Here is a 20,277-nt window from a genome sequence, read left to right as displayed (position 1 = left end):
AATATTCATATTCATATAAATATTGCGAACTAAAAGATGTATTTTTTCCGAAAATACATAATTTAAACATATGTAGTGTTAATACTGAGGAAATAACGTAAATATAAGCATTTAAAGATAAACTTATTAAAATTAAGACGTTTTTTATACTAAATACAATTAGGTATAAGATAAAATTCACAACTGAGTTTATCGTATACTTGACTAAGTGCTTTTACGTAAGTATACTTTATGGAAAATTTTTATATACAAAGCTAAAGTGAATTTATATAAATTATTTTAATATAGAATAGCGTAATTTCACTTAATCTTTTATAAATAAGAAATAGTTTTGAAAAAGTTGTAGATATTATACTATTTTTTTACAAAAAAATAAAGAAAAGATAAAATTTTAGATAAATATTATAAAGATTTGATGTTCCTACTAAGATGCCTAATTGTTATTTATAGTTAGCTGTATAGAAACCTTGTATTTACATACTAACTATATACAGGTAAGGGACTTATCAGTAATAAAATCAAAAGCTGTTGCTTTCGCCCTGAAAGGCGAAAGCGCCAAAATTATGAGAATTTTGCCAAAAATATTCTTGCAACAGAAGAAAGCTTTTATTTTTTTGTATCTACCTAAATCTTGATCATCAAGCTAACGCTAGGTAGATTTTTTTGCTAGATTATTTACGTAACTAAAATGTTTTTTAGCATTCATGCTCATAGACCCCCAACCAGACTTTCTCCGCCTAGTCCAAAACGACGAATATCTTCCCTCAGTCAGTATATGGACGAGGTTGGGAGGAATATTTTTAATTGGAAGTGTGGGCGCTGCCTTCAGCCTTGCCAGTGTATTTCAATACAACATTATAGTAAAAGCTGATTCTACCGTCCGCCCAACTGGAGAGATCCGGTTAGTGCAAGCAGCAGCTGAGGGAACGGTGACAAGCATCAAAGTGAAAGAAAATCAGGTTGTGAAAAAGGGAGATACGATCGCCTTCATCGACAACTCGCAATTGCAAACTAAAAAAAGCCAACTACTCGGAACTATCGAACAGAATCAGTTACAACGAGCGCAAATTGATGCACAACTAAAAGCGTTAGAAAATCAAATGGCAGCTGAGTCTAATGCAATGAGGCAGGCGATCGCATCCGCCAAAGCAGACTTGAGTCGCAACCAAAGAGATTATCAAGATAGACAAATCACAAGTAAGGCAGACGTAAAAGAAATAGAAGCCTCTCTTGAATTAGCTAAAGAGGAACTGAAGCGATATCAGGATGTGGGAGCAGGGGGGATCGCCTTTCTCGATATTAAAGCAAAAGAAGAAGCTTTTAAAGCTGCTGCTGCTAGACTCGAACGGGCTAAAGCTGCACTTAATCCTAGTGATGCTAATGTAGCGATCGCTCAAGAACGGATTTCCCAAGAGTTGACGAAGGGTGAGTCTACTATTGCTCAATTAAACAAAGAGAAAGAGGAACTCATCAGGCGTCAAGTTGAAATCCAAAATCAAATTAGCAGCGCTCAACAAGAACTTAAACAAGTTTTTATGGAACTGCAAAAAACTGTAATTCGTACCTCTGAGAGCGGTACTATTCTCCAACTAGTATTAAGAAATACTGGACAAGTTGTCCGTGTTGGGGATGCGATCGCTCAAATTGCTCCCAGCGCTGCCCCTGTTGTAATCAAAGCTCGTGTTGCTTCCTCAGATATTAGCAAAGTACAGGTGTGTAAAGTCGCACAAGTAGCAAAATGTTCAGAGGGGCAAGTACAAATGCGAGTTTCTGCTTATCCGTATCCAGATTATGGCATCCTCAAAGGTGCTGTCAGAGGCATTAGTGCCGATGCCATTACATCTCAGGGTAACGGCAACATTCCAACTGTGCCTTACTATGAGGTGACAATTGAGCCAGAGAAACTTTATTTAAAAAAGAGCGATAAATCGTATCCTATTAAAGCAGGGATGGAAGTTACATCTGAAATCATTTCCAAAAAAGAAACCCTACTGACATTTATTCTGAGAAAAGCAAGACTGCTAACGGATGTGTAAATTCCTTCCTGTATTCCACGCTATTGAGTAGCACTATAATAATTCAAAATTTACACATTGTTCGCCCAGCATCTCCTAGAGAAGAAAGTTACATAAGGGAATTTAAACCCCGACTGTAGCTTTCTTCTCACAGGGTAACTGAGCAAAGTCGGAGCCATCAAAACTCCAAGTTAATAATTGTTTAATATTATATTCTTCAGCGAAATTGACAAGCATATCTACCAAGGCTGTAAAAAGTTCAAAAATTTTATCAACGAAGGCAGTAGGCGGAAGGCAGTTTTCCTCCTGCCTTTGTCGATAAATGGGATTTACTTGAAAAGTTTGTTGATATAGTTCATAAATTAGTTGTCTAGAAATAAATTTTAAAGAATCGGTAAAATTTAAAAATAAGTTAAAAGCCAAGTATTCTAAATCTTTTAAAGACCATATCCAATTATTCTGTTCTCCACGGTTTGGGTTGTTAAGAATATATTGAATTGGGTTAATTGTTGCTTCTTCTAAGGAAACAAATTTATTTAAATCTCCATATCCCATGACAAAAAGTGCAAAACAAAGAGCAAAAGATAATCTTTGCATAAAAGCAATGCTTTTATTGACTAAAAACTCAAAAAAGGGTAATTGAGTAAATTTGGCTGATTCTTTTAATGCAAACACTTTTTTCATGATAAAAAATTCTGCCTGATTAAGTGGACAATAAGTGTCTCTTGACCTATCAGTTCCCGCTTATGGTTTTATGCAGAGTCAGCCAATTCTTTACAAAACTTCACAAACTTCGTTACAGTCAGCCTTTTGTGCTTATGCGAGGAGGCATCGTCTCTCGCCCCCAAATTTATTTATGGGCTTGGTAAATTATTGACTTTTGACTTTTGAGTTCCCCGTTGGCGTAGCGTCCCCAAGGGTTGGGGCTGAACCATTCCATATTTGATTGAATTGATCTGCCGACAACGACTGTAAAATACTGATATTAAGCGGCTCTTTACTGATAAATGTGGCGTAGGAAGGCTGCAAATAGGAACGGTACTCAGGGCGGTTGAGGAGATGGGCTTCCAAAAAAGCTACGCTGAGGGCGTTGAGATAGGAATAAACAGGGGCGCGATCGGGGCCTAGCAAGGCAGCTGGCACAGGTAAGACATCATTTCCAGAAGTAGTTTCTCCGATCGCTGAAAAGTGGGTGGCGTTTTCGATCAAAGCTAGGTACTTATTAGAGTCAGAAAGCCAGGTAAAAGGGCGAATCTGCTCAGATACAGGTGGGGCAAAAATATCTTGACTACCTGCTACTAGCATCACTGGAATTTTAATTTGGCTGACTCCGCCCTCACCTAAAACTAAGCTGTCAATTGGATTAATCGCCATGATTGCCTTGATGCGATCGTCTTTGAGTTCGTAATTTCTTAAAGGTAATTTATTTGCTTCACACTGCAACAAGAGCGACAAATTAAAGGATGAATAATTAGGATTACAGTTTCGCCTTAGTTGGTTAAAGTTAATATTTGCTCCTGCTAGAGCCAAAACGGTATAACCGCCAAAGGACTGACCGATCGCCCCAACTTGCTGAAAATTGAGTTTTCCTTGGAGGGTAGGATCAGATTTGTCCAGACGTTCAAGTTCATTGAGGAGATATTTGATATCCAAAGGTCGATTGATAAATTCTGATGGATCTGGCGGCCCGGCCAAACCCGCAAAATATTGTTGAAACCGTTCAGCATTACTACCAGGGTGTTCCAGTACGGCAACGGCAAAACCATAGGATACTAGATGTTCAGCTAGGTAGACAAAGGTAGAGCGGTCTGAGGCGATGCCATGAGAAATTACAATCAGGGGAAAAGGAGGTGAAGGCAGTTCTTTAGTATCTTGTGAACCAGCTTCCGGCAGATAGATATCCACCGGTAGACGGCGTGAGCGAGAAAAGTCATTTAACTCGAAGGTTTTTTTCTGCCAGCGAAATTTTCCTGGCGATCGCAAATCTGGCTGTTTTGAGAAGTCAATTTTTGAATTGGCTGCTTCAGCGATCGCTTCTTTTTGAAGAGAGGCAACAACTTCATCCCTTTTTTTGAGCAATTGTGACAAGTCATCAACTATCTTTAACCCTCCAGTGAAATTCACCCGCACAGTATTGCTAGGAAATTTCCGCAGCAAATTCACAACCGTTAAACCTTCTCGATCGGCAGCAGCCAAAATCAAAGAGGCACGTATGGCATAGAAGCCGTTCTGTCGAGACTCAGTGAGGAGTAACTCTCCTAGCTGTTGCACTACTTCTTCGCCTATAGGTGAGTAGGTAACTTGAGATACAAGTGTAGGAGTGACATTGAACTTTTGCTGAAGTAGATCCCGCAGTTGAGCGAGTTGTTGGGGTGTAGCACGACTAGCATAAAATGAAAAATCTTGATCGATTTTGCCTTCTTTCGCAAAAGTTTCCAGCGAATCTACAGACAACGAGAATTCGCCGAAGGGAGGGTAATAAAAGCTAATACGTTCAGCTCCCAATCCGGGAGTTGCAGTCAAAAACGTAGATAGCAAACCTAAACCCAGGTATCTCAAAAATTTTTTCATTAGAAAAACCCACTGTCTAACCCTGCCAGAGAAGTTTAAGCAGGGAGGAAAGCGGGGCGGGATCTATAACCGCTTTCCTGTTTACTTGGTTTAGCTATATCAAACAGGTTACAAGCACAAGAAGCAAGTACTTACAGCCATAGTTTTCCATATACGCTTTAAATTACCCATCTTTAAAGCAAGGGATGTACCAAAAAACAATCATCAATGACCAATGACAAACACATGAGTAACAAATTTTTCAGCCAAACAGCATCAGTAAGGCGATAATAGATATAGAGATCAAAATATTTTATATGTCCTTCTCGTCGTGTCCCTGTTGTGTTGTCGTCCTCAATCAACAACAAGAGCAAAATATCTCTCACCAAAATCAGTGTCAGGATGTGCCAGTTAACCTCAGCAAGAGCAAGGTGAAAAGTTGCACTGTAGTTGAAAATGGTCGGGTTGTAGTTAAACCCTTAGAAGCTCCTGTAAATCAGAGTGTGGAGTAACTTTCAGGCATTTCAACTGTTTTCATCTAAAGGTAAAACATCGTGGAAGCGGTTGTAATCAATGTAGCGATGTCCATCGGGTGTGTGATGGAAGATATCGACAAATTGATTATTCCACAAAATCTCATTAGCACCATAAGTATGACGGGCATGGACAACCTGTGCAACCGTTTCATCAATGCCACTCAAAGAGATGATCAGTATAGTATTTGTCTGGGTTAAGGATTCTGGTGTCATCCCATATAGAGGACTAAACTCATCAATGACATGCATCACTGACCAGCTTAACGTAAAGCTAGGTGTTTGGTTCCTCAACAGTTTCAGGTCGTAGAACCGACGCATGAACTGCCCTTCTGAGGTTATATCGTCGCGCATTAAGTAGACTCGCATCTGCGCCTCCAGAATCATATTGCGACGCTGATTAGCGCTGCGAAATATGAGAGTCGGCATTGCATTATGAGGTGTAATTACAGCAACACGACTAAAAAGCACCCGGGCTGTAGGTCGGGAGAATCGAGCAAAAGCTAGTCCCGTCATTACAGCAATTCCCACCAAACCGATCATTGCTTCAATAGTGACAATAATGTTGGCGTAAGTTGTTTTAGGATACATTGCCCCATAGCCAATGGATGCTAGGGTTTGCACGCTAAAGAAAAAGACATCTAAAAAAGAGCCAGGTCGGGCGTTGGCAATACAATCTCCTCCTATCAAGTAAGCTAGGGCAAATAGAGCATTAATAGTTATATAGAAAGTACAAATCAGGATTAGAAAGCCAGCCCAGGGAATCGTTAGCAGCAGATGGTAGGGATCGCGCCAGTAAGAATGCCATGCACCCATACCCATAATCTCAAATTTTCCATCTCGAACTTTAATCCGAATAGGTGGGATCAGACGCTGTTTTTTCTTCGGTAAAAGTCTCTTCAGTCGAAATTTCATTGCAAGTAGCCAAAAGAACGGCAACTGCTTAGTATTTTGACATTCCACTTACCCCCAAGGGAACGAAAATTCCAACTTTATTTTCTTAAATTAGCAAAAAAAAGTAGGGTGGGCAATGCCCACCCTAACAATCAGCGAGAAACTAACTCATTTTTCAGGATTTGGTTGCTGACCTTTAGAACAGCGATTAAACCACTCCTGATATTTTTTCTGGTGTGACTCATCTTCAACAGCAATGGTCACTCGCACTTGATTGCAACCGTGATTTTGCTCTAGTGCGATCGCATTCAACAATAAACTAGCAGTCTTAGGTGAGCTAAATTCACCGCTTACCATTAAACCTGTGCCAAAATGCGGAACTTCAAGTCTTTCTACTTCCGTTAAGTCAATACCAGAAATTTCCTCTTGTCCTAAATCAATTTCTGCAAGTTGTTTGTGTTCTGGACTAATTTGTTCTACAATCAACTTTTCACGCCGGACAGGAACTTGTATCATCCGGGTTTCAATTACTTTGCGAACAATCACCTCACCAACTTTACGCTTACTGCTTTCAACAACTAGTCGTTCTTCTAGTAAACGAATAATCTGTTCTTCCGTAGCCTCATCTAAATCTACTGGCTCAACTGGGCTATTTGTAGTTTTATAATTCACTAATTGCTCAGTTGAGTTTTCTGATAGTGTGCCCTCGCCTGGTGTTTCTGTTTCTAAATATTCAGGCATATATTCGATTTCTGATTTATTTAAGTCTATGAAAACAGATTTAGTTGGCTTGTCTATTTTTTTTATTCTCTGGCTCTGCAACCGAAATAAAGAAGGATGTTTATCAGCTAACTGCTGACCATATTTTAGAGTTTCTTGATTCACCTGGTTACATATAACTAGGTTTAATCGGCGATTAGCATCCACAATTAAATCACGAACTACTCCTACTAGCTGACCTTGCCGATCGAACACAGCAAAATTATTCACCTTCTTTTTTAAATCTGCTAATGAGGTACTAGTCTGAGAGTCAGAGTTTGCCTGTCCAATGTTTTTTGTCATCGGTTGGCTATTCATAGTGCAAAATTTATGAGCTGTTTTCTAGTTAGCTAAATTAAATGTATCAATCATCTAAATACCATTTAGAAAATGATTGCGATAGATGTATTTATCTAACCTATATTCAGAGAAATATTCGCAATCCAAAATCTAAAGTTGTATTAGTTATTGGAAGCACAGGTAAAGCTACTTTTACAGCCTCACCTGTACTGTGTCGAATTAATTATTATTCATTAGTTGGCAACTAATGACTTTGTTACTTAGCGTTCTTCAACGGGAAGATTACCAGAATTGATATCTAACTCTTCACGACGCACGGTTTCTTGAGTTTCAACTGTGTCTTGATCAACCACTTTTCTAACTCTGACTTCTTCACGCAAAAATGCTTCTTTGCGAACTTCAGCAGTTTCTTCATGGATTTCCACGCGAGCAACTTCGCCTTCACGGAAGTCTGCTTCGCGCCCAGAAACCGCAGTACCTGCGTCTGCTGGAGTTACACGTTCAATTACAACTCGCTCTCTTTCTATTGGCACTGCAACCCGTGCAGTATCAGTCTCAACGTGCTTGCCAATCGTTACTTCCCCAGTTTTTTGGCGGCGTTTGCTGGCAATCAGCCGTTCTTCATACAATCTCAGAGTTTGATGATCTTGCTCATTTAACCCGAATAAAGAAGGCTCTTGTTCGTAATTGTAGCTATCACGATTGTAAGTTGGCGTAACCGGCTGCTGATAGGTTGTATCCACTGGTGCTGTCGCTTCCAATGGTAATAATGGATCTACAGGAGGTTGAACGTACTCTGCGGGTTGGCGATATACCCCACGCACCCGTTCTTCATAATCATAATCAAGCGCTTCGCGCTCATTGAATTCAGGTAAATCTTCTGCTTGCTCTCTAGTCAAGCCAATTGTGTAGACGCGATCAGCATTATAGTCGACACGGGTACGACCAATTGGTAGTAACACTTTTTTACCAAAAATCCAGAAGCCTAAATCAACGACTAGATAGCGAAAATGACCTTCTTCATCCACTAAAACTTCGCTGACAGTACCAACTTTTTCATCAGTTCCTTGTGTATAAACGCCGAGTCCATTAAGATCGTGACCTTCAAATGTATCCCGATAGTTAGGCTCAAAATCTTGTAATTTGTAAAGTACCATTATATTTTCCTCAAAAATTTTATTTCCCATCTCCTATTAACTAAGTTAGATATTTTATGATTTGTTTACCTCCTTCTGGCGAATGAATTATTTCAAAAGTTTAATCATCAAAAGTTATAGATATTTTATGATAGCAAAGCAAAAAATTCCCATGTTTCTATATACTTGCTTAAAATGTAAATTTTTTAAAGCGTTAAATTCCCGACTTCCTAGAGAAATCGGGAATCTTAATTGTTTAATAAAACAACACATGCAGAGATAAAAATTAAATTTGCCTGCATGATTATTTCAGATCAATCTAGCAAACAAACTTATTGACCAACTACTTAAATAGCCTCATGTGTAGTTGTACCATGTTCCTGAACCTGTAAATTACCCTCAGTCTCAACATCTAACTCTTCTCGACGAATAGTTTCTTGTGCTTCCACAGTGTCCCGTTCTACTACTTTTTTAACTCTGACTTCTTCACGCACAAAGGCTTCTTTATGTATCTCAGGCGTTTCTTCGTAGACTTCTATGCGTGCTACTTCCCCTTCTTGAAACTTAAGTTCACTGGAATCTACAGTTTTTCCTGCTTCTGTTGGCACAACTCGCTCAATTATAACTCGTTCTTTTTGAATAGGTATTGTAACGCTTGCAGTGTCTGTTTCAATGTGTTTACCAACTGTTACTTCTCCAGTTTTGATGCGCTGTTTGCTGGCAATTAATCGTTCTTCATAGAGTTTAAAAGTTTGATTATCCTGATTTTTTAACCCGTATAAAGCTGGTTCTGTTTCATAATTATATGTATTGCGATCGTAAGTTACACCGCTATTTGGAGAACGAAATACACTACGGACATTTTCTTCATAATCACGATCAACAACCATGTCTTCTCTGTACTCGACTAAACCTTCTACTTGATGTCTGCTTAATCCATCAACATAGACGCGTTTTGCAGGATAGTCTATCCGGGAAAGACCAATTGGTAGTAATATTTTCTTACCCAAAAAATCTGAGCTTGTATCAATAACTAAATACCGGAAATGGCCATGATCATCAACTAAAACATCCACCACTGAGCCAACTCTGTCTCCTCCTTCAGTGTAAAGAACCAGGGCTTTAACATCGTCTCCGCCAAAAGTTTCTCGATAGTTGGGGTCAAAATGTTCAAGTTTGTGAAGAGGCATATGCTGTTTCCAGTTTATTTATAAGGTTCATTTTATACTGTAAAAAATATTTTGCTCAGTTTCCTCCTGCTGGCGACTGAATTGCAAGTGAGATATTTTGTAGTTTATAGTTCATACCTTATAATCTAAATACTCAAATTGAACGCTCAGGGTAATCAATAGGAGTAGAACTAAAGTAATAAAAAGCTAAAGTGATAAAAAACTCTATATTCTGCTGGTATAAAAAAGTTTTCCTAGAGATGATCCAATACGATTAAGGTTAACGTTTTAATCTTTTTAAGATCCCCCAACCTCCCTTTTTAAGACTTATAGCTACATCAAATAAATCTTTCGCTTCGTTGCTAACCTGCCTGGGAATTTATTCCCAGGCTAATAGCTTAAGTCCTCTCAAGAGGACTAAATATAGGGATTTTAAGCGATGTCTATGGCTAAACTCTGTGTGTTAGGCAAGATTTCAGTCCACTTAAGTGGACAGTAGTTCTAAGCCGCAGAACTTAAGTTTGGGACGGGATGTTAGTCACAGTGCGACAGCTTGATTGTTATAAAAATGTGGGCAATGACAATCCTTAACTCAAGGATATTGCATCATATCTTTGTTTACACAACTTGAAAACTAAAGCTAAGACTTGCCCAATTATTCACATCTAAGATATATGAGTCGGCTGCTGTACTGTTCATCTCTGCTTTGAGGGCGCTGGCGTTATGCAAGTCTTGTAGCAAGGCATGTGCAACGTCTAAGGGATTTAACAATGAACCAATCGACTGTTGTTCGGCTGTGGAATACTTAACAGTACTCAAGGCGGCGAGGGTTTCACTAAAGGGGGCAGTACTAAAAATCAGTTGTTGTTCGCAAAAGCAAGCTGGCCCTGAAATCAGCCATTCGGAAGCACTATTAGCTTGGGGTAGGGTAAGGGTTTCACCTGGGGCGATGACGATTTGTTTAAGGAGGGGCTTGGTGTCCGCAGTATTTGGTTCTTGAGGGGTTTCCCAAGAATAGAAGGCAACTCCTGTATGATTATTGTTTAATCCCAGTAAGATTAAATATAATGAGCGATCGCTCTGGTTTTCCACTCGATATTGCATTCGGCTACCGATAGGTACAATCGCAGTCGGGAGAGACGTGATTAATCGCGTCTGTGCTGATTTTTTTATCGAAGTTTCAGGTTTGAAAGTTCGTATGGTTTCACGTTGCATCAACACCTGTGGCGATATACCGCTAATTATTTCTAAGGTTGCCTTGAGAGGCAAGCGGGAAGAACCTTGATTTTCTGTAAGTCGCCATAACTTAGCTGCAAACAGGGTTGATAATTTGGGCGCTAACCTTTGGGCTGTTAATTTTACTGCTTCTCCTACTTCCCCGGCGGTATTGGGAATTAGTTCCCCACCAAGAGAAAATAGACCATAACGACTAGGAATTTCCTGTAGCTTGGCAAATACATAATCAGCTGGTTTTTCTCCTGCTATTACGGTAGATACATGGGAAAATCCAGCAAAGGCACTTGTCGCATCGACCCGCTCAATTCTTTCTAATCGAGTATCCAAAGCTATTATTAAATTAATATTTCGCGGTAAAACCCGGACTGCTTCTTGGACAAATTGTCCGACTTGTAGGGGATTTGCACCTTCAATTTTGAAAATTTGCGCTTTTGCTGTTAACCCAGTGCGCGATCGCAATACTAATTGCTCTGTTGTTGCTAAGGTGAATCGAGAATTAACTCCGTAGTATAGCAGCACTTGTGGTGGTAATCCTGCCAACCACAGATAAACTGTTTTACCGTCTTCTTCAATAGCACTCACCACGCCTTCTGCACCAATGATATTGTCTGGCTGTAGAGACTTTATATCTGGATTTTTCTGACTACTTAATAACGCTGGTTGCTGTTTACTACCCAATTTATATAGAGAATTTTCCACATCCGAGAGGGCGACTTGAATTTTAGTAGGTGGGGTGAATTCCCACAAATACTGTGTCAAGGCGTAGGTAAATAACCCAGCACTAAAACCAGAAAAGAGTCCTTCCCTTGCTGACTGGTTTGCTTGTGAGGTAGCTGCTAAAACAATCGGAGTGCTGGATAACTTCTGAGTTTGAAGTTGTTTGAGAAAGTCGAGTTCTTCTGCTGCTAGCTTTGCTACTGACTCCTGAAGGGCGCGAATTTTTAATCCTAAGACTGGGCTAGGAGCATAATAGCTAGTATCCAATACTGCTGTTACTCGATCTGTGGGGAGCGATCGCAATAATAGCAGTAGAGTTTCTTCTAATATATAATTGACTATTTTATCATTTTGTGCATATTCACCCACATTAACTGGCACCAGAGCATTTTGCATTGTATCTGATGATGTTTCCAATTTGACACGGCTGCCATAGCCGCTAAAGTGGAAGACGACAAGATCATCGGGTTTAGCTTGCTTACCCAGGTGATCCAAAAAAGCCGCCTCAATGAATTCCCTGCTAGCTTGTTCCTCAGTTAAGGTTAGAATATCTGACCCTTGGAAACCAAAGCGGTGAATCAAAAGCTCTCTTTGTAAATCCACATCCGTCAGACAACCACTGAGGGCTGGAATTTGGGGGTATTGGTTAATACCAATTAAAAATGCCAACTTACGCGGATTGGGTTGTGCCAAAGCCTGATAATAGCGATTTCCCAAAGTCAACCACTCAGCTTCAGTTATCCCCAATACCGCGAGTATTGAGCCAATTCTATGTAAAAACGTGCGCCGTTCCATAATTAGCTATCAGCCCTCAGCCATCAGTTAGCAGCTTACAGGGCTGAACTCTGTATTGTAAAGTTACAAAAGTTTGGGGAGTAGGGAAGAAGCAGGAGAACAGGGAGAAAGAGAGAAGAGTTTTCCCCCCTGCCCCCTGCCCCCTGCCCCTCTGCCTCTTTTTAATGCCCAATGCCCAATCCCCTAAGCCGGTACTTGTATCCGCATTGCCCGCGCTAATTCTGCTGCCACCTCTGGACGAGAAAATTCTGGTGGAGGTAATTCACCGCGCCGCAGCATTTCTCTGACTTTTGTTCCCGATAGATGAATGCGTTCTTCTGGCCTGCTGGGACTGGTTTTAGATGTTGCCATCTGCTTAGTGCGCGTGCAGTAGAAAGCGTGTTCAAATTTCATTGGCACAATGCCTAATTCACCTGGGTCAAATTCATCAAAGATGTGTTGAGCATCGTAAGTACCATAATAGTCACCAACGCCAGCATGATCGCGTCCGACGATAAAGTGAGTACAGCCGTAGTTTTTGCGGACTAAAGCATGGAAAATAGCCTCACGAGGCCCAGCATAGCGCATTGCGGCTGGATTGATTGCCAAAGTTACCCGGTCTAAGGGGTAGTAGTGTTCCAGCAAAATTTCATAGCAACGCATCCGCACATCAGCAGCAATATCGTCCTCTTTTGTCGCCCCCACTAACGGGTGCAAAAATAGACCATCAACGATTTCTAAGGCGCACTTTTGAATATATTCATGGGCGCGGTGGATGGGGTTGCGAGTTTGAAAGCCGACGATGGTTTTCCAACCCTTGTCTTGAAATAGTTGCCGTGAGGCAGCTGGATCGATTTGGTAAGTGGGAAACTGGGGATGAGGTTCGCGTTGCAACAACCAAATATCACCCGCCAGATGTACATTACCTTGGTTATAGAGTACCTGCACGCCGGGATGATTGACATCATTAGTACGGTAGACTTTTATTGCTTCGCGGATTTTGTCGTAGTGATATTTTTGCGTAAGTTGCAAAACACCGATAAATTCGCCTATCGAGTTATCCAGACGGATTAAGCCGCCTTCTGGTAAGGGGGAAGCTACTTCTTCGCTTACCGATAGTGTAATCGGGATTGACCACACAAGACCGTTAGCTAGTCGCATTTCTGTAACAGTGCGATCGTAGTCTTCCTGGTTCATAAAACCCGTGAGTGGACTAAAAGCACCGATCGCAATCATTTCTACATCGGAAACGGCGCGATCGTCAAGTTGCACTCGCGGCAAAAAGTCAGCTTTTGAGAGAAACTCTGCTCTTTGTTCTGGTGTGGCGATACGGTTAACCAACTGTCCACCGTGCGGGGCTATGGCATCTGGATTTTGACTCAACGTAATCCCCTCTTTGTATTAACTGTTATTCTTTCAGATTATGTACTAACTTATCAAATGCTGGTACGTAGAGAAAAAGAGTTTAGGCAATGGAGGAAAATTTTGCAACTAGCCTGTAAGCGATCTGATTAGGTTACGCTAAAGCTAATCCAGCCTCAAGTTTCAGAATAGTTCCTTTATAAGGAAAATGCTTATGACTACTGTATCCCCCGTTGTTAAACCTGTTAGCCAAATGTGGCTAGCGCCTGGTAGTACAGTGTCTATTCAAGATGTAAGCTGGAAGGAATTTGAGTCCATTTTGCAAGAATTGGGGGAAAAGCGATCGCTACGAGTTGCTTATAGCAAGTCTACGTTAGAAATTATGGTTCCTCTACCCAAACACGAAAAATCAAAGGACTTAATTTCGGATATTGTAAAAATCTTGCTGAAGATCGCAGGGAAAAGTTATGAACCCTTCGGTTCAACCACTTTTAAGCGGGAAAATATAGCAGGGGTAGAACCAGATGCTTGTTTCTACATCCAGAATTACCAAAGAATGATCGGTCGTCGTAAACTGGAACCAAACGATCCGCCTCCTGATTTGGCAATTGAAACAGATGTAACATTAAAAATAACACTTGATGCATACGTTGCGATCGCAGTTCCAGAACTATGGATTTACGATAGTAAAAAACTGAGGATTTATTTACTTAGGGATGGACATTACATCGAATCAGATAACAGTCCTAACTTTCCAAATATCCCTATAACTCAAATTATTACCGCGACAGTTCAACGAGCTTGGCAAGTAGGAACCGTACAAGCTTTGAAAGAGTTTGAAGGGGCATTAGATGTTCTCTATCAGAGTTTTGAGGAGTAGCTCTTTTTCTGGCATTATTATCCAATTTAAAGACAAAAATACCCCTCCAAAACTCAGGGCAGCTTTTGCCTATCTGAAGTTCACAGGAGGGGCAGTTTTAACTTCTACCGAAACCTCGGTTGGGTTCAACTAAACTGTTCAATAATTCCGCCACCTAATACTTTTTCCCCGTCGTACCACACCGCCGCTTGTCCGGGAGTGATGCTGATTTGGGGTTCATCAAACACCAAACGCACACGGGAGTTTTCCAACGGAATCACTGTCACAGGTGTTGGGGTTGAACGATAGCGAATTTGCACTTCGGCATGAATTGGGGTGGATGGTTCGGCAATGGAAACCCAGTTTACCCGATTTACAGTGCATTCTGGCTGAGTTACCTTAGTGCGATCGCCTACTACTACTTTATTATTTTCCGCATCTAATTCAATCACATACAACGGTTCGGCAGCAGCAATTCCCAAGCCTTTGCGCTGGCCAATGGTGTAGTGATGGACACCATCATGCTGTCCCAAAACTTTGCCTGTAACATCCACAATATCGCCTGTTTTGGGAGCTAAATATTTATCTAAAAATGCCCGCATGGAACCGTTACTTTCCACTAAGCATAAGTCTTGACTTTCTGGCTTGTCAGCAGTTTTCAATCCATATTCAGTTGCAATCCGACGCGTATCAGTTTTTTCTAGTTCGCCTAGAGGAAATATAGTTGCTGCAAGTAAATCTTGAGACAAATCATAAAGAAAGTATGACTGGTCTTTGTTGCGGTCAACAGCCCTTAATAATTGGTAACGTCCAGTTGCTTCGTCATAGCTAATTCGGGCATAATGACCAGTGGCGATGCGATCGCACCCCAATTCTTCATGAGCATACTGCACCATTGGCCCAAACTTCACCGTTTTATTACACTGTGAGCAAGGCAAAGGCGTGATTCCAGCACTGTAACCAGTTACCAGGTAATCGACAATATGCGTCTGAAAGAGATCCCGAATATCCACAACCTGATGGGGAACGCCCAATTGTTCACAAAGATCAGCCGCGTCGATCATACCTTCAGAGCAACATTGACCTTTGCCTTTCATTAGCCAAAGAGTCAAACCAATCACTTCATAACCCTGATGGTGCAGCATAGCTGCGGCGGTGGAACTGTCAACGCCACCAGAAAGACCAACGACGACTTTTTTCATACATTGCACGACACGATAGCTGCGTGGTTGTCCAATTGTAGCACACACTCTTTCAAAGCCTTGCTAGCAATGGACTTCAGTTTTAAGCTAGCTGAAGGAACGTAGGCATAGCCCATCGTAGACATCGCTGTTTACTCTTTTATCACCCTTATCTAAGATTAATTACAGAAGTATTTTTTGCCACGCAGATGAGCTAATTTTACGTTAACCCTATATATTAGGGCTCATATTTGATTTTTGAAAAAAATCAGTACACCCTGAAAAAGCTTTTTCCCCACTCCCTGTCTATCGCGCTTGCGCTGCGTTTCACGCACCACGCAAATAATTTCAAAAATAAAAGCGGACTGCTATAGTTGCTACAACGGTGAACTAATTAGTTCTTGATGGAAATTATTTAAAAATACTTTGACTACTTTCTAAAGTACTATGTCGAGAGGATTACCAAGTCAATTTATCCCATTTCAGATGCTGCGTCGAAGTTATGAAGGTTGGAAGCCCACTATAAAACTTCTCCCTTTGTTAGTGGGAGGATGGTTACTGCTGATTCCCAACAACAAAGTGCTACTAGCTCAAGGAATCGGTGAAATTTTACCGCCACCGACAATTCCCTTTGGTCAACAGCCATCACCGCAGTTACAACCGGCGGAACCATTACAGTCCAATCAATTGGAGCAGGATTTTCAGCCTTCCCAACCATTAGGAAACAATCAGTTTACGCCAAATCAGCCCTCTCAACCTGCACAGTTTAGTCAATATAACCAGAACTTTGAGCGCTACTTAGTTTACGTAGATGCTAATGATTTTCAGACACTACAAGCAATTCGTCAGATTGAACCCAGTGCTTACATTCGCCAATATCAAGGACGGAATGTAATACAATCAGGCGTTTTTAACAGAGTATCTAACGCCCAACAACGGGTGAATGAGTTACAGTCACGAGGCATATATAACGCCCGAATTATCAGCTTCGGTAACGGGCAGGAAATAGGTGTAGGCGGTGGAACCTTTGGAGGCGATCGCAATACTCTAAATCCTCCCAAACAAGCCTCTAGATATTATGTCGTTATTCCGGCCACTCAAGAACAGTTACCTGCGATCGCAGAACAAATTAGGCAGAATCTAGCCCGATTTAGCCAAGATTTAGGACGCTCTGGCGGAGTCCTCGAAAGGACGCAACCACGAGGGCCACATGTAGCAGTAGGGCCTTTCTCCGATCGATTTCAAGCTGGAGAATGGAATAAATATCTGCGAAATTTAGGATACAAAAATGCCAGGGTTTACTACGGAAAGTGAAGAAGAGAGACGCGATTAATCGCGTCTGTACAGGGGTTTGGAGTAGTAGACTACTTGCTGTCTTAAACCGTAGTCTATAGAGAAAATTGCCGTAATTCATAACTCCTCGCTCCCCACTCCCCAGATTCTTAACGCAAAGATTCAATAATTACTGCTGTTGTAATTAAACACAACAGGATAATTCCTAGTGGAAGCAAAAACTGTTGTAAAAGGTACAGCAGTATGGGTATGATTTGTAAAATACCTAAACCACTGGATAAAACATAGGCGATCGCAATGCCAACTAGCACCAGCAAGAAATATTTCAAGGATCTAGAGGCAAAGCGAAATAGAAGCGTATCTTGATTTGAGTCCATAATTTTACTCACGAAAGTAGCTGACTTTTTACGAGCGAATATTCTTTTTGATTTCCCATTTCCCATTTAAAAAACAAGGCTATGGGAAATCGTGCCCAGCCTAAAGATTAGTTTTACCCGTCGATATTCATCTGTTGGGGTGAATTATTCAAAGACTGTTGTTGCCTTTGTGGATTGTTTTGCTTTTCATAATTAGCTAATAGTTGGAACGAAATAAACAAGCCTAACAGCAGCAGCAAAAACGAGCCGAAACCAGAGGAGTACTTATTTATTTCTCGCTCAACACCACATTTAAGACAAACATATCTATTGGGATTACGTGTATCTTGGGCAAAGGGGCACTGATTTTGATTGCAATCATGATGACAATCTCTGTCTAACATCATTGAACCTCCTGTAGGGTAATGGCTTACATACTGAGTTGTAAATATGCTCTACAGAATCTAGTTAGTTAATACCCACTGCCTGTTTAGTAGACACCACTTTCATGAGTAATTAATATCGGACAGTAACAAGTAATATGTGTGATTTACTAAGCTTGCAGTAGTAGCGCTCTCTAAATCTCTCCTCAACCACCTTTTCTTGACGCTTAACTTAACTTCGCCTGTATTACTTACAAGAGTAATACAGTCCAGAATGCTTTGCAGTCGGATAAAGTAAATTCCCTACCGAGTAGGAAAAAGTATTTTGTAGTATGGCGGGTAGGAAGAAGTAGTAAAAATATCGTTATAATGAATTACAAATGATACATCAAGTTAACAAATGGGTGTAGAAGAAGCCTTAAAGTTTGTAGATAACTTGGTTTTTCTCAAGACGGGAGAACATTTAGATAAAACTCAAAGAATTATCTTAGGTCATTTGTGGGAGGACGAAAAGCGGACTTACCACGATATTGCCAAAAGTGTTCGTTATACAGAAGCGCATTTAAAAGCAGTTGGTGCAGAACTTTGGCATCTACTATCAAAGGTGCTAGAAGAGAAAGTCTCAAAATCAAACTTTCAAGGAGTGATTCAGAGGTTTAGAACAACTCAACAGTCGCAAATAATCCTCGATATCCCAAATCTAATGGGCAATAACACTAAACCCCAAGATTTAGATTCTAACTTCGTGGGGCGCGATCGCCAAATAGCCGAACTTCACATCTTAGTTAGTCGGGGACAAAAAGTTATCCTCATCCAAGGTGAAGGTGGTGTTGGCAAAACCAGATTAGCACGCAAATATTTTAAAAGTCAAAAATTTAATTTTGTCCTAGAACTGTGGATGGCTACAGAAATCCAAAACCTGACTCCTGTAGAGAGTGTGGTTGAAGAATGGCTACGGCGGTACTTTAACGAAGAACCGGGAGGAGACTTTGGTATCAGTTTAGAACGACTACGGCGCAAACTCCGAGAACAAACATCTAAAATTGGGGTATTTATCGATAATCTAGAAACTGCTCTCGATCAAAATGGCAAGTTCCTAGAATATCGTCGCCCTTATGTTGAGCTATTGAGAGTATTAGCAGATTCGGATGTGCATTCCGTTACTTTAGTAACAAGTCGTGAGCGTTTGCGGGAGTCTAGTGTAGAAGTTCATCTTTATCCACTCGAAGGTTTAGATGATGAAGCATGGCGAGAGTTTTTCAGCAGTTGCCACATTAATTGTGATTGTACTATTCTCAGTGAAATGTGCAGAGCTTATGGAGGTAACGCCAAAGCCATGCAAATTCTTCGAGGAGCAATATTGACAGATTTTTCTGGTGACATCCACGCCTATTGGCAGGAAAACTGTACAGATTTATTAATGGAAAGAGAGTTAAAAGATTTAGTCGCCAGTCAATTTAACCGTCTCCAAAAAAATGACTTAGAAGCCTATCGCCTCTTGTGTCGTTTAGGATGCTATCGTTATCAAGATATTCCTTCATTACCTATTGAGGGAGTTTTATGTTTGCTTTGGGATGTACCAGAGCAAAAACGTAGAGGTGTAATTAAAGCTCTGCAAGATTTGTCTTTAATAGAAGCAAAAAAAGGACAGTACTGGCTGCATCCGGTAATTCAGTATGAAGCTATCGGTAGATTAAGGTTAGTCAGTGAAGAATGGGAATTAGTAAACCGAAAAGCCGCAGAATGCTGGACGCAACGAGTTCCAGCCATCAAAGATATTACAGATGCATTAACCGCTTTAGAAGCTTATTATCACTATGTAGAAATTAATGATTTTGAGCAGGCTGGTGATGTAATTTTACAAGGGCGAGGTGAACAGTGGACTATAGGTTTGCCTTTGGGTTGCTCGTTTTACCAACTGGGACTGCTCCAGAAAAATTTCTCTGTCATTAAACGAATAATAGACGATGTAAAATCGCAAGAAAGACTGATTAAACTTTACAATATACTAGGCTATACATATCGAATTATCGGATGTATTAGAGAAGCGATAGATTGCTATAAAAAATCAGAAGAGATATTAGACAATTTAGATATTAAGCTAATCAAAATATCTATGATGTTTAATACAGGACTGTGCAAACTTGATTTATTGGAAATGGAAGCAGCCGAAGATTGTTTTAAATCGGTTTGTAACTTAGCTGAAGAAGATAGAAATCTTGACAATTACATGGCTTATGCTCAGTGCTGCTTGGCTTTTGTTAAATCATGTTCTAACTTTAAAGAGGAAGCTTTTTATATTGCTGAAGATGCCTTCTCTGCAATATCTTCATCAACTAAAGTGACTTTATGGGGAATGGGGCATAGCTTAATAAACCTATGTTTAACCTACAAGAATTTAGGTAATATTAAAAAATCTTTTGATTTATGCCAAAGAGCTATATTTTCTTCCGAAGAAAACAACTTTACTCAGCTTAAGGCTAAAGCTATAACTTGTTTAGCTGGGTTATATAGAGAAGAACGAGAATTTGCTAGGGCACTTTTCCATCATGCAGAAGCGATAGAAATTTTGAATAAAATAGGAGCTAAATCTAATTTAGCAGAGGCTTACTATCAATTGGCATTAACTCATCAACAAATGGATGAAATTGAGAATAGTAAGGGAAATTTTATGCAAGCGATCGCACTTTTTAACGAAATGCAAGCACCCAAGCAAGTTGAGAAGGTACAAACAGCAATGGAGTGTTTTGAAAAATAAGC

General features: G+C 40.4%; 16 protein-coding genes. 5 read left to right on the top strand and 11 right to left on the bottom strand.

The window, feature by feature from the left end:
• Window positions 1-704: 704 nt before the first annotated feature.
• Window positions 705-2,036 (top strand): HlyD family secretion protein, encoded by a 1,332-nt coding sequence (locus tag V7K25_RS27030; protein WP_335162331.1) that lies wholly within the window; start codon window positions 705-707, stop codon window positions 2,034-2,036.
• A gap of 102 nt (window positions 2,037-2,138) precedes the next feature.
• On the opposite strand, the gene V7K25_RS27025 is transcribed toward V7K25_RS27030, so the two are convergent.
• On the bottom strand, window positions 2,139-2,699 hold the full coding sequence (locus V7K25_RS27025; protein ID WP_335162329.1) for a hypothetical protein: 561 nt from the start codon (window positions 2,697-2,699) through the stop codon (window positions 2,139-2,141).
• A gap of 186 nt (window positions 2,700-2,885) precedes the next feature.
• A complete protein-coding gene (locus V7K25_RS27020; RefSeq protein ID WP_335162327.1) occupies window positions 2,886-4,586 on the bottom strand; it encodes an alpha/beta hydrolase in 1,701 nt (566 codons plus the stop codon).
• Between the two features lie 296 nt (window positions 4,587-4,882).
• Here V7K25_RS27020 and V7K25_RS27015 point away from each other — a divergent pair, with 296 nt between their 5' ends.
• The gene (locus tag V7K25_RS27015; protein WP_335162325.1) at window positions 4,883-5,077 is read left to right on the top strand and encodes a hypothetical protein; all 195 of its coding nucleotides are present in this window, start codon (window positions 4,883-4,885) and stop codon (window positions 5,075-5,077) included.
• A 12-nt stretch (window positions 5,078-5,089) separates the two neighbouring features.
• Here the strand turns inward: V7K25_RS27015 and V7K25_RS27010 are convergent, their stop codons facing one another.
• From V7K25_RS27010 to sat, 6 genes are all read right to left on the bottom strand, one after another.
• On the bottom strand, window positions 5,090-6,013 hold the full coding sequence (locus tag V7K25_RS27010; protein ID WP_335162323.1) for an ion channel: 924 nt from the start codon (window positions 6,011-6,013) through the stop codon (window positions 5,090-5,092).
• A 147-nt stretch (window positions 6,014-6,160) separates the two neighbouring features.
• Window positions 6,161-7,054 (bottom strand): YsnF/AvaK domain-containing protein, encoded by an 894-nt coding sequence (locus tag V7K25_RS27005; protein WP_335162321.1) that lies wholly within the window; start codon window positions 7,052-7,054, stop codon window positions 6,161-6,163.
• 257 nt (window positions 7,055-7,311) lie between these two features.
• A complete protein-coding gene (locus V7K25_RS27000; protein ID WP_335162319.1) occupies window positions 7,312-8,208 on the bottom strand; it encodes a DUF2382 domain-containing protein in 897 nt (298 codons plus the stop codon).
• 326 nt (window positions 8,209-8,534) lie between these two features.
• Window positions 8,535-9,377: a DUF2382 domain-containing protein gene (locus V7K25_RS26995; protein WP_335162317.1), complete on the bottom strand. Its 843-nt coding sequence runs from the start codon at window positions 9,375-9,377 to the stop codon at window positions 8,535-8,537.
• 597 nt (window positions 9,378-9,974) lie between these two features.
• Complete coding sequence (locus tag V7K25_RS26990; RefSeq protein ID WP_335162315.1) at window positions 9,975-12,104, bottom strand: caspase family protein; 2,130 nt, start codon at window positions 12,102-12,104, stop codon at window positions 9,975-9,977.
• Between the two features lie 183 nt (window positions 12,105-12,287).
• Window positions 12,288-13,466: a sulfate adenylyltransferase gene (gene sat / locus V7K25_RS26985; RefSeq protein ID WP_335162313.1), complete on the bottom strand. Its 1,179-nt coding sequence runs from the start codon at window positions 13,464-13,466 to the stop codon at window positions 12,288-12,290.
• A gap of 193 nt (window positions 13,467-13,659) precedes the next feature.
• On the opposite strand from sat, the gene V7K25_RS26980 reads away from it, so the two are divergent.
• Window positions 13,660-14,325: a Uma2 family endonuclease gene (locus V7K25_RS26980; protein WP_335162311.1), complete on the top strand. Its 666-nt coding sequence runs from the start codon at window positions 13,660-13,662 to the stop codon at window positions 14,323-14,325.
• A 125-nt stretch (window positions 14,326-14,450) separates the two neighbouring features.
• Here V7K25_RS26980 and mnmA read toward each other — a convergent pair whose 3' ends face one another.
• Window positions 14,451-15,506 carry a tRNA 2-thiouridine(34) synthase MnmA gene (gene mnmA, locus V7K25_RS26975; protein WP_335162365.1) on the bottom strand — a complete coding sequence of 352 codons (1,056 nt, stop codon included), beginning with the start codon at window positions 15,504-15,506 and terminating at the stop codon, window positions 14,451-14,453.
• A 426-nt stretch (window positions 15,507-15,932) separates the two neighbouring features.
• On the opposite strand from mnmA, the gene V7K25_RS26970 reads away from it, so the two are divergent.
• Window positions 15,933-16,799, top strand: a complete 867-nt coding sequence (locus tag V7K25_RS26970; RefSeq protein ID WP_335162309.1) for a hypothetical protein — start codon at window positions 15,933-15,935, stop codon at window positions 16,797-16,799.
• 128 nt (window positions 16,800-16,927) lie between these two features.
• Here V7K25_RS26970 and V7K25_RS26965 read toward each other — a convergent pair whose 3' ends face one another.
• The gene (locus V7K25_RS26965) at window positions 16,928-17,155 is read right to left on the bottom strand and encodes a hypothetical protein (protein WP_335162308.1); all 228 of its coding nucleotides are present in this window, start codon (window positions 17,153-17,155) and stop codon (window positions 16,928-16,930) included.
• A gap of 113 nt (window positions 17,156-17,268) precedes the next feature.
• Window positions 17,269-17,541 carry a hypothetical protein gene (locus V7K25_RS26960; RefSeq protein ID WP_335162306.1) on the bottom strand — a complete coding sequence of 91 codons (273 nt, stop codon included), beginning with the start codon at window positions 17,539-17,541 and terminating at the stop codon, window positions 17,269-17,271.
• A gap of 376 nt (window positions 17,542-17,917) precedes the next feature.
• On the opposite strand from V7K25_RS26960, the gene V7K25_RS26955 reads away from it, so the two are divergent.
• Window positions 17,918-20,275 (top strand): ATP-binding protein, encoded by a 2,358-nt coding sequence (locus V7K25_RS26955; protein WP_335162305.1) that lies wholly within the window; start codon window positions 17,918-17,920, stop codon window positions 20,273-20,275.
• Window positions 20,276-20,277 lie beyond the last annotated feature (2 nt).

The organism is Nostoc sp. (assembly GCF_036919495.1).
GTDB lineage: Bacteria > Cyanobacteriota > Cyanobacteriia > Cyanobacteriales > Nostocaceae > Nostoc.
The sequence above is the reverse complement of the archived record's forward strand: the minus strand, read 5'-3'. Positions and strand labels throughout refer to the sequence as shown.

What these genes read in the sequence shown, in the direction of transcription:
- V7K25_RS27030 (WP_335162331.1), top strand. Translation starts at nt 705, where the DNA reads ATGCTCATAGACCCCCAACCAGACTTTCTCCGCCTAGTCCAAAACGAC.
- V7K25_RS27025 (WP_335162329.1), bottom strand. Translation starts at nt 2,699, where the DNA reads ATGAAAAAAGTGTTTGCATTAAAAGAATCAGCCAAATTTACTCAATTA.
- V7K25_RS27020 (WP_335162327.1), bottom strand. Translation starts at nt 4,586, where the DNA reads ATGAAAAAATTTTTGAGATACCTGGGTTTAGGTTTGCTATCTACGTTT.
- V7K25_RS27015 (WP_335162325.1), top strand. Translation starts at nt 4,883, where the DNA reads ATGTCCTTCTCGTCGTGTCCCTGTTGTGTTGTCGTCCTCAATCAACAA.
- V7K25_RS27010 (WP_335162323.1), bottom strand. Translation starts at nt 6,013, where the DNA reads ATGAAATTTCGACTGAAGAGACTTTTACCGAAGAAAAAACAGCGTCTG.
- V7K25_RS27005 (WP_335162321.1), bottom strand. Translation starts at nt 7,054, where the DNA reads ATGACAAAAAACATTGGACAGGCAAACTCTGACTCTCAGACTAGTACC.
- V7K25_RS27000 (WP_335162319.1), bottom strand. Translation starts at nt 8,208, where the DNA reads ATGGTACTTTACAAATTACAAGATTTTGAGCCTAACTATCGGGATACA.
- V7K25_RS26995 (WP_335162317.1), bottom strand. Translation starts at nt 9,377, where the DNA reads ATGCCTCTTCACAAACTTGAACATTTTGACCCCAACTATCGAGAAACT.
- V7K25_RS26990 (WP_335162315.1), bottom strand. Translation starts at nt 12,104, where the DNA reads ATGGAACGGCGCACGTTTTTACATAGAATTGGCTCAATACTCGCGGTA.
- V7K25_RS26980 (WP_335162311.1), top strand. Translation starts at nt 13,660, where the DNA reads ATGACTACTGTATCCCCCGTTGTTAAACCTGTTAGCCAAATGTGGCTA.
- mnmA (WP_335162365.1), bottom strand. Translation starts at nt 15,506, where the DNA reads ATGAAAAAAGTCGTCGTTGGTCTTTCTGGTGGCGTTGACAGTTCCACC.
- V7K25_RS26970 (WP_335162309.1), top strand. Translation starts at nt 15,933, where the DNA reads ATGTCGAGAGGATTACCAAGTCAATTTATCCCATTTCAGATGCTGCGT.
- V7K25_RS26965 (WP_335162308.1), bottom strand. Translation starts at nt 17,155, where the DNA reads ATGGACTCAAATCAAGATACGCTTCTATTTCGCTTTGCCTCTAGATCC.
- V7K25_RS26960 (WP_335162306.1), bottom strand. Translation starts at nt 17,541, where the DNA reads ATGATGTTAGACAGAGATTGTCATCATGATTGCAATCAAAATCAGTGC.
- V7K25_RS26955 (WP_335162305.1), top strand. Translation starts at nt 17,918, where the DNA reads ATGGGTGTAGAAGAAGCCTTAAAGTTTGTAGATAACTTGGTTTTTCTC.